Source organism: Roseofilum sp. SBFL (assembly GCF_017746885.1).
In the GTDB taxonomy this organism is placed as follows: domain Bacteria; phylum Cyanobacteriota; class Cyanobacteriia; order Cyanobacteriales; family Desertifilaceae; genus Roseofilum.
Window position 1 is genome coordinate 1 of the sequence record NZ_JAGHZH010000014.1, and the last position, 7,286, is coordinate 7,286.

Below are 7,286 nucleotides of genomic sequence, written 5' to 3' on the forward strand. Positions count from 1 at the left end.
GAGACAATGACTTGAGAATGGGTTTGACAAGATTGGTAAAGGAAGCTAGCATAGGCGAGAATATTATTTGAATATTTGAGGATAGAATACCATATTTTATCCTCTTTTTTTCGGCATTAAGCTAACATTCAACACTTCTGGCTTTAGCCCCTCTAATACCGGGCTTAATACTCTTTGTTGTTCCTCTAGACTACTGCTTCCTTTTTTACTCAACATTTCCCAATATACCGGCAGGGCATGAGTCCCCCACACTAGACTTAGGTTCTTGTTCCTGGATTGGGTATAGCCGGCTTTGCGTAGCTTCTTTGACCTACGGTAACCAGGGATATTGGCGGAAATTGGGAGGTCTCTTTTCTAAAAAAGCTTGTTTGCCTTCTGCACCTTCCTCTGTCATGTAATAGAGTAAGGTTGCATTCCCCGCAAGCTCCTGTAGGCCTACTTGTCCGTCACAGTCGGCATTAAAGGCTGCTTTTAAGCAGCGAATGGCGATCGGACTTTTTTGTAAGATTTCTTGTGCCCATTGAATCCCTTCTACTTCTAATTGTTCTACCGGAACCACATGATTGACTAAACCCATATCTAGGGCTTGTTGGGCTGTATACTGGCGACAGAGAAACCAGATTTCCCGTGCCTTTTTTTGACCGACAATACGGGCTAAATAACTGGCTCCAAACCCCCCGTCAAAACTGCCTACTTTTGGCCCTGTTTGCCCAAAAATGGCATTATCAGCCGCCAGAGTTAGATCGCAGATCAAGTGTAATACATGACCGCCCCCGATCGCATATCCGGCCACTAACGCGATTACCACTTTGGGCATCGACCGGATTAATCGCTGTAAATCGAGTACATTGAGGCGAGGTACACCTGCATCATCTACATAGCCTGCTGTACCTCGAACACTCTGATCTCCACCAGAACAAAAAGCGTATTTCCCATCCGTATGGGGGCCAGCCCCCGTCAACAAGACTACCCCAATTTGAGCATCTTCTCTTGCGTCGCAAAAAGCATCATAGAGTTCAAATACAGTTTTGGGACGAAAAGCGTTGCGTTTTTGGGGACGGTTAATGGTAATTTTGGCGATACCATCAGTTTTGTGATAGAGAATATCTTCGTAAGTTTTAACGCTTTCCCAGTTAACAGTCATAAATGCGATCGCACCTTATAATCAAGACTTAAGGATTTTACCCCATTCCCTAACCGATTCATGTGAGCGATAGCGAGTCACTGTAGTTGTGGTAGACAATAACTTTACTATAGAAGCGCCCCACCTGGTTTTGACAGGGCTGTTTTTGAGCAAGCTTGCTTCTCTATTGTTTTACAATCACCAGAAATCACCCTCAAACCACCCTGCCCGATTTTGGCGAAGGTATTGAAAATGAAAACAGGGTTTCTAAAACTTCATCGGGGGAATGATAGCCTAAACCATAACAAGCACGGTTACGCCAGATAATTGCCGGAAGATGTCCCACAGGTGCAGAGAGGGAAAACCTGAGTTGATCCATACTGAGCCATTTGGACTGAATGCGCCAGCCTATGCGATCGCAAAATACCTCATAATGGCGATCGCACTCTTCCCAAATCCATTCCTGCACCCCAAACCCAAACCGACCCTCACTATACTCATACCACAGCCAATCGATCGTCTCCATATCCGTCCTCGGCAGCGCCTCCATCTCCTCCAGCCCCAGAGTGTCCCCCTCCTCATATCCTGCCAGCGCCAACAGCAACAACCAGGTATACTCATTGGCCTCTTGCCAACTCCCCGCCGCCAGCAAAGACACCAAGTGACTATAGTCCATCCCTACCTCAGACGGCCAAGGATTCGGCTCTGGAGTCCCCTGTAACTCTTGTAATTGAGCTACAACCTCATACAAAAGATTTCTTAACTCTTCTCGCTCCTGAGACGCAATCTCTAGCTGTTCTTTTAACCAATCCGTGTCCTGCTCTGGACACATAGACTCATCAATCCAAATCGAACCATTCTGCAACTGTTCCCCCATTAACCGTCCCTGTTTCCACCAGCGCCAAGCCGTCTTATAGGAAACTCCCATCTGTTGGGCATAATTTGATAATGTTATTCGCCGTTGTTCTGTCACAACCCAAGGTCAAAATGTTTAATTGGCAGGACGTACCACACGAATCAACTGACTGCTTAAGTCTTCTTCTGCGGCGATCGCATCATTAATCTGAATCGCCATACGAGAACGATCCCTATCATTAGTACAAATGATGATACTGTAATGGCTGGGATTTTCACGGTGTAATTGAATAAAATCTTGTCGATTTTAGAGTCAATATAGCCAAAGAGTAATTTGAGTTCCAGCGATACAAGCTTCTCGACCACAAATACCAGGTTTTTTTTGTGATGCCTTTGCGACTGAGACGTTGGGTCAATTGCTGAACGATCGGAGCTTTTTCAGCAAGCGATAGAGTCAGCAGTTGCTCTCCTAGTTCTTGGCTAGTCATGGACAAGAGGAATAATTATGAGGATAACTTAATTTTAGATCAACTCACTGAGTATCTTGACTAATCCTTGGATTTCCCGTGGCCGCCGAAGCGGATGCCGATGAAGACATCGTAAAGGAAACTCCAGAAACTCTGTTTTTCTAGAAGTCCAAGGGTTTGGGTGCAGCCTTTGCGGTCTAATAGAGGTTTCATCACCTGATAGGTTTTTTCGTAGTAGTACCAGGGAATGGAGGGCCAAAGATGATGAACCAGATGATAATTTTGACCGAAAATCAACAGATTCAGGATGGGACTCGGATAAACTCTGGCGTTTTTCCAACGAGCAGTTTCATGGAAGGGACGATGGGGAAGATAGTCGAAGAATAAGCCTAGGGCTAAACCAACAATACCACTGGGAACAAACCAAAAGTTGAGGATATAGTTCAGGAAACCCCAATGATAGGCGGCGGCAACGATCGCGACCAAAAATAAGCGGCTGAGAAACCATTCGAGCAGCTCATTGTTTTTCCAGAGTTTGCGCTGGAAAAAGTAGACTTCGTGGTAGAAAAAGCGGGCGTTAATCAGCCAGAGGGGGCCTCCCGTGGAGACAAAATGATCCGGATCGTTTTCGGGGTCATTGACATTGATGTGATGCTCAATATGGACGCGGGTAAAGACTGGAAAAGCAAAGCCAAGCATCAGGGCACTACCATGACCGAGAATGGCGTTCAGGATGCGATCGCGGTGTGCAGCCTTATGGGAGGCATCATGAATAATAGTGCCGGCTAAATGCAGCGCCAAGATACTCTCGATAAATGAGAGCCAATGGGGTAAACCTGCCCACCAATATCCCCACACTGACAGCCCAATTAGGATCAGAGCTGCCAAGAACATGATCACATTGAGATTGAAAAAACTCTCAGGTGGATGAAGCAACTCTTTGGGAACGGTCAGGGGTCTCTGTGCCTCCGACACCATCATGCGATTCGGTACTCCTTCGTTTCACTGGTACAAATAAGCCTTTGGGTAGTATAGAGGATGAGGGGGAAATAATAAAGTTTTGTAACATCAACTCATTTAATGAAACTGGGCAGGTATACCTCGATCGCCTTTATCTTAAGAACAGAGCATCAAAATGGATCTATGCTGATGAGCTTCTGGTTGTTCCTATTGCCGAGTGTATTCCTGACTTGGGGAAGTAGCGATCGCCTCTGGCAAGCCTATGCCCTCCGTCCCACTGAGATTTCTATCCTCGAGACTCAAGAATCGGAGCGTTCTGGATGGTTAGTCAAGCAAGGCGGGTTTTCGCAACCCGGTTTAACCCGCTTTACTCCCGCTAATTTTGGCTCTCAACGACTCAATGAGCATTTGGGTTGGTATTTGTATCAAGTCGCCTTATATGGGCCGCCTGATATTCTGATTGTGGGCAGTTCTCGCGCCCTGCAAGGGGTCGATCCGTTAGCCTTGCGCAAAGCCATAGGAGAGGGACAGCAAGGAGAGTTAAGCATTAGCATTTATAATTTCGGCATTAATGGTGCAACGGTCCAAGTAGTGGATTTGTTAATTCGGGAAATTCTCACCTCCGATCAACTTCCCCGTCTCATTCTCTGGGCAGATGGAGTCCGAGCATTTAATAGTGGTCGTTCAGACCGTACCTATCAATCAATTATTGAATCTGAAGGGTATAAACTGCTCTTAGAGGGAGTACGCCCTAGTGTTCCCTTGCTTTTGCCAGATGCCGAGCAGTGTTATGACGTTCCGATACCCTTTGCCAGTTCAGAGCCATCGGTCTCATTAATTTCTAGTGTTCTCAGTTCTCCTTGTCTATTGCCCCCGGTTTCCGAGCGCCATCAAGCTTCGATCTGGGAAAAAGCATTAGCCACTATTCAAGCAAACCGCACGTTGAGTGATTTAACGCCTTTGGGGTTTTTACCAGTTGAGCAAGTCTTTAATCCCCAAACCTACTATACCCAGTATCCTCGCATTGCCGGACAGTTTGACGGGGACTATAGTGGATTCTACCTTCAGGGAGAACAGGCGATCGCCCTCGAGCAACTGCTCGCCTATACCCAAAGACAGCAGATTCCGTTAGTATTTGTCAATCTTCCTCTAACTGCGGACTATCTCGATCCAGTACGTTTGGCTTATGAACAAAAGTTTCATCAGGAACTCAATGGGTGGGTCAATCATCAAGGCTTAATAGCGATTAATCTGGTTAGTCCAGAATTAGAGAAGCTCAAGAATCCCAAGTATTTTGCCGATCCGAGCCATATTAATCAATGGGGGGCGATCGGCGTTGCTCGTGAATTAGCCAAACGTGCTAATATTCCTTGGCCAAAACCTAAATCTAGGATGGAGACTGCCAGATAACTATGAATATGAAATCGAGTAGTCCAGTCTACTGGTTATTTGTATTTAGCCTCCTAGGGGCTTTTATTCTCTGGATATTGAGAGGAATCGGTCTGTTGACGTTTATTCCTGGAGCAATTATTATTCTGCTGATCTGGACGGCGATCGCTGCCGGTATTCTCCAATTGAGCATTACCCGTTTCTAGAATCTTGTTACAACACTTGATGATTTGAGATTGTTTACGCTATAATCCTCCCTCGGCATAAATAAGCATATATTTTTAAACAAAATGAACACCTCTTCTACTGTTGCTTTAGCTACCCAAAAGAAATCTGCATCCACCTCTGTTCAAGCTAAAGAATCCTGGAAAAAGATGCAAAATTTGTATCAGGCAGATCAACAAGTCAAGTATTTACACTTAGAAGCTGAAGTAGAATGCTTATTGCAAAAAATTCAACTGAGGGCTCAAAAATAAACCTCCCCTTAAATCACCACAGATTCGTCTACAGAACTTAAGCAATGCAAGCTTTTGCCTATTGCTAGAGTCCAAAGCGTTATACTTTCTCAGGTATCCCAAAGCCCTGTAAATCAACTGCTACCTGAAAAAAACCATGAGTTTATCATTACCCCATTTGATCCTAATAACGTGGAGTTCCCTATGGCGTAACCCCTTGCGATCGGGGTTAACCTTGGTGGGAGTATTCATGGGTGTCTTTGCCGTTGATGCCACCTTGAAAGTCGGTACAATCTCTAGAGCCATCATGGAGCAGGAGTTAGCCCAGCGAGAACCTCCGCAGGTGGAAATTTGGAAATGGGGAATGACTTCAGAAGATGTGACGTTTCTGGAGAAACACTTAACCGGAGTAGAGGCGATCGCGACTAAACAGTATATCAATTGGAGGAGTCAAGTTTTCTTTGAAGACAAACAAGCTGAGGCAGAAGTTGTCGCGGTATCCGAGCATTTGCTCGCCACAGCCGGACGAAGAATCATTCAGGGACGATCCTTTTCCTCCAGAGAGTTTACGGAATTTCGTTCCGTTGCCATTATTGACGAATTTATGGCACAGCAGCTCTTTAAAGATCGAGATCCCCTTCATCAACGCATATATATTCATGGTAGACCCTATATCATTATTGGTATAGTTGCGAATTTTCCAGCCGATGGAGAGCGACAAGGACTCGTATTAGTGCCTTCTACTCTCTATTATGCTCTGACCGGTTCTCGGATAATCCCTAATATCCTAATTCGTCCTCAAAACATAGAAGATCTTGAGGAGCTAGAACAGCAGGTTAACACTTTAGTCGAGCAGAGATTTCCCCAACAACGGTTTTGGGTAGGGACGAATATCGATGAAATCTTGGAACAACAAACCACCTTAAAATTAGCATCCCAAGGATTAGCATTAGTGGGATTAATTGCTCTATTCGTGGGGGGGGTAGGTATCGCCAATATTAGCATTGCCTCGGTGATGGAAAGAACCGCCGAGATTGGGCTGCGTTTAGCGATCGGTGCAACGGAGCGGGATATTTTATGTCAATTTATTCTAGAAGCTACACTATTGAGTTTAGTGGGTGGGGTAATGGCGATCGTAACCGTTCACGGTTTAACCCTGATTGTTGCCGATCAATTTAACTTACCCTACCGCTTCGATCCCCAAGTCGCTGGATTTTCCCTCACTGCAGCCCTAGTCGTGGGTATGAGTGCCGGTTTTTTCCCGGCTTGGCAAGCCAGTCAACTCGATCCTGTCAAAGCTCTACGAGCTTAATTGAGCTTTGACTTGACTTTAAACTAAAAATCGATAATAATAGAAGATCGGAGTGCTTAATCAGGTTACTGAAAAGCTCCCAAAAGCGGAACTGGCGGAATTGGTAGACGCGCTAGATTCAGGTTCTAGTGTCCGCAAGGACTTCGGGGTTCAAGTCCCCGGTTCCGCATCGCATTATAACCTAGCTACACCAGGCAATTGAATCCCAAAGTTCTTGCGGACACTGGGGCGCTACACCTAATTTGCACCTAAAACCACCATAGCATCCCCAAAGTGAATGGGTAAAAGATAGGTCAAGTAAAATAAGGAAAGTTTATAGATGAAAGCATTGCTATAAAATTTTATCTATAAGCGAATCACATGACCATCACATAAGTGTTATCTATGGTATTCATAGATAATGTCTATGCGGCAATCATACCTATCACATCTGCCCTATCTGATGACTATATTTTTCCCAATTGTCCCATTCACTCTCCAAGCCGACATACGTCGCCATTAATCGGCCACTATTATTTCTCATTCCTCTTTGCTCGTGAATCGGCCTGTCAGGATTATCCACTCGTATCCACCAATAACCAAATCTGTCCGTCACCCTCTGACCCGGCAAGATTGCTCTCATCATTCTGTGGGTAAAATGACCCGTTTCCATCAGTCTCCTTTTCCCCATCACTTCACCGGCATAGGGATTTCGCTCTGACTTGGGAAAGAGGCTATCCACCTTA

The 7,286-nt window shown here is 45.3% G+C and carries 9 protein-coding genes, 1 tRNA gene and 1 pseudogene; 5 read left to right on the top strand and 6 right to left on the bottom strand.

The genetic code is table 11. The features are described 5' to 3' along the window. Window positions 1-138: 138 nt before the first annotated feature. From J7545_RS23845 to crtR, 5 genes and pseudogenes are all read right to left on the bottom strand, one after another. A pseudogene (locus tag J7545_RS23845) lies at window positions 139-282 on the bottom strand (IS4 family transposase); the annotation flags it as partial. Between the two features lie 28 nt (window positions 283-310). Then, window positions 311-1,144 (bottom strand): 1,4-dihydroxy-2-naphthoyl-CoA synthase, encoded by an 834-nt coding sequence (gene menB, locus J7545_RS01050; RefSeq protein ID WP_318698607.1) that lies wholly within the window; start codon window positions 1,142-1,144, stop codon window positions 311-313. A gap of 193 nt (window positions 1,145-1,337) precedes the next feature. Further along, window positions 1,338-2,096, bottom strand: coding sequence for a GUN4 domain-containing protein (locus J7545_RS01055; RefSeq protein WP_318698606.1), 759 nt, complete (start codon window positions 2,094-2,096; stop codon window positions 1,338-1,340). Between the two features lie 157 nt (window positions 2,097-2,253). Beyond that, the gene (locus tag J7545_RS01060; RefSeq protein WP_318719008.1) at window positions 2,254-2,466 is read right to left on the bottom strand and encodes a hypothetical protein; all 213 of its coding nucleotides are present in this window, start codon (window positions 2,464-2,466) and stop codon (window positions 2,254-2,256) included. Between the two features lie 60 nt (window positions 2,467-2,526). After that, complete coding sequence (gene crtR / locus J7545_RS01065) at window positions 2,527-3,426, bottom strand: beta-carotene hydroxylase (protein WP_318698605.1); 900 nt, start codon at window positions 3,424-3,426, stop codon at window positions 2,527-2,529. 99 nt (window positions 3,427-3,525) lie between these two features. On the opposite strand from crtR, the gene J7545_RS01070 reads away from it, so the two are divergent. The 5 genes from J7545_RS01070 (at window position 3,526) to J7545_RS01090 (ending at window position 6,730) form a co-directional block, all read left to right on the top strand. Beyond that, entirely contained in the window at window positions 3,526-4,815 is a 1,290-nt protein-coding gene (locus J7545_RS01070) for a hypothetical protein (protein ID WP_318698604.1), read from the top strand. A gap of 2 nt (window positions 4,816-4,817) precedes the next feature. After that, window positions 4,818-5,000, top strand: a complete 183-nt coding sequence (locus J7545_RS01075; protein ID WP_318698603.1) for a hypothetical protein — start codon at window positions 4,818-4,820, stop codon at window positions 4,998-5,000. An 84-nt stretch (window positions 5,001-5,084) separates the two neighbouring features. Next, the gene (locus tag J7545_RS01080) at window positions 5,085-5,270 is read left to right on the top strand and encodes a hypothetical protein (protein WP_318698602.1); all 186 of its coding nucleotides are present in this window, start codon (window positions 5,085-5,087) and stop codon (window positions 5,268-5,270) included. Window positions 5,271-5,406: 136 nt separating this feature from the next. After that, on the top strand, window positions 5,407-6,561 hold the full coding sequence (locus J7545_RS01085; RefSeq protein ID WP_318698601.1) for an ABC transporter permease: 1,155 nt from the start codon (window positions 5,407-5,409) through the stop codon (window positions 6,559-6,561). A gap of 85 nt (window positions 6,562-6,646) precedes the next feature. After that, window positions 6,647-6,730, top strand: a tRNA-Leu gene (locus tag J7545_RS01090). 255 nt (window positions 6,731-6,985) lie between these two features. Here J7545_RS01090 and J7545_RS01095 read toward each other — a convergent pair. After that, window positions 6,986-7,286, bottom strand: a 301-nt coding sequence (locus J7545_RS01095) for a hypothetical protein (protein WP_318719009.1), incomplete at its 5' end; no start/stop codon positions are given.